The organism is Cellulomonas sp. P4_A2 (genome assembly GCF_056402515.1).
The window spans coordinates 1-1696 of sequence record NZ_JBFUHG010000040.1 but is presented as its reverse complement, the minus strand read 5'-3'; the positions used below and the strand labels follow the sequence as shown (position 1 = coordinate 1696).

2 protein-coding genes are annotated in these 1696 nt (G+C 71.9%); one reads left to right on the top strand and one right to left on the bottom strand.

The annotated features are described in order from the left end of the window. A partial coding sequence (infC, locus tag AC1DUE_RS19955; RefSeq protein ID WP_477041154.1) for a translation initiation factor IF-3 occupies window positions 1–781 on the bottom strand: 781 nt, incomplete at its 3' end. A gap of 412 nt (window positions 782–1193) precedes the next feature. On the opposite strand from infC, the gene AC1DUE_RS19950 reads away from it, so the two are divergent. Further along, complete coding sequence (locus tag AC1DUE_RS19950; RefSeq protein WP_477041153.1) at window positions 1194–1553, top strand: DUF1844 domain-containing protein; 360 nt, start codon at window positions 1194–1196, stop codon at window positions 1551–1553. Window positions 1554–1696: the final 143 nt, after the last annotated feature.

Below are 1696 nucleotides of genomic sequence, written 5' to 3'. Positions count from 1 at the left end.
GTCGCGGTGCGGCGGCAGCCGGGCGGGGCGCGGCGGCGGGTCGCGGTGCTGCCGGAGCAGCGGGGGCGACCGGAGCAGCCTGAGCGGCCGGGGCGGCCGGCGTCTCGACGGCAGCGGGTGCTGCGGTCTCGACGACCTCGACAGCCTCGACGGCGACCGGGGCGGGAGCCGCGACCGGGGTCTCGACGACGGCCGGAGCCTCGGCGGGAGCCTCGGCAGGCGCGGTCTTCTGCGCGGCGGCGGCCGCAGCGGCTGCCGCGTTCGCCTCGCGCTGCGCAGCAGCCTGCGCCGCACGGCGCTGCTCCTGCTTCTGGTCGGCCTTCTTCTTGTTCGGGCCGAGCACCATGATCATGTTGCGGCCGTCCTGCTTCGGCGAGCTCTCGACGAAGCCCAGCTCGCTGACGTCGTCGGCGAGCCGCTGCAGCAGACGGATGCCCATCTCCGGGCGCGACTGCTCGCGGCCGCGGAACATGATCATGACCTTGACCTTGTCGCCGGCCGTGAGGAACCGCTCGACGTGGCCCTTCTTGGTGCCGTAGTCGTGCGGGTCGATCTTCAGCCGGAAGCGGATCTCCTTGAGGACCGTGTTGGTCTGGTTCCGCCGGGCCTCGCGGGCCTTCATGTCTGCTTCGTACTTGAACTTGCCGTAGTCCATGATCTTGCAGACGGGCGGACGAGCGTCAGGGGCGACCTCGACGAGGTCGAGGTCGGCGTCCTGGGCCAGGCGCAGGGCGTCCTCCACGCGCACGATGCCGACCTGCTCGCCGTTGGGGCCGACCAGGCGGACCTCGGCTACGCGGATCCGATCGTTGATGCGGGGCTCGCTGATGTGGTGCTCCTCAGGTTCGTGGTGGTGGACCGCCAGGAACGAGGAAGGCCCCCGTCCTGGTCACAGGAGGAGGCCTCAGTACATCCGCTACGTGTGCACAGCCGTGGGCCATGCTCACGCGACCGGGAGCGGCTTTTGCCGTCCGGTGCGGACTGTGACCCGGTCTCTGTCGTCGGAGCGAGTCGAGATCGCTTCGAGCATTCGAGGCCAAGGTGGGAGAGGACTCCACTTGTGCGCCTGGGCAGCCAACGTTCAGCCGTCCAGGTCAGTCAGCGGTCAAGACTACCAGAGGAGGCGGCTCGGACCGAATCGGGGCCGCACAGCTCGGGACCGTAGCCCGCGTCCGTGGTGAGACGATCTAGGCATGTCGCAGAGCACCGACCCCACCGCCGACGCCACCCGGGACATCGCCGACGTGGCCGCCGTCGAGGTCATCACCACGGCCGCCGTCCACCTCATGAGCGCGGCCGCTGTGAAGTGCGGCCTCGCGGAGGACGGACCGGACGGTGCGGGAGCCGACTACATGGACCTCGACGAGGCACGCAAGCTCATCACGGCGCTCGCCGCGCTGGTCACCGCGTCGGCCCCGGATATCGGCAACCAGCACGCCCGCTCGCTGCGCGACGGTCTGCGCTCGCTGCAGCTCGCGTTCCGCGAGGCGTCGCCGTTCCCGGACGCCCCCGGCGACGGGCCCGGCGAGAAGTTCACCGGCTCGGTCGTCTGACCGCCGTCCGGGCCACGTCCCGCTCCCGTCGACGGACCGCGCGGGGGCGCAGACCGTGCCGGACCGAGTGCCGACGGGCGTCCGCGGACACGGACCGCGGCAGGCGCGGCGGCTCGGCGGCCCGGACCGGCGCGGCTGCGACG

Excerpts from the sequence above, each read along its gene's own strand:
- AC1DUE_RS19950 (WP_477041153.1), top strand. The coding sequence starts at position 1,194 with ATGTCGCAGAGCACCGACCCCACCGCCGACGCCACCCGGGACATCGCC.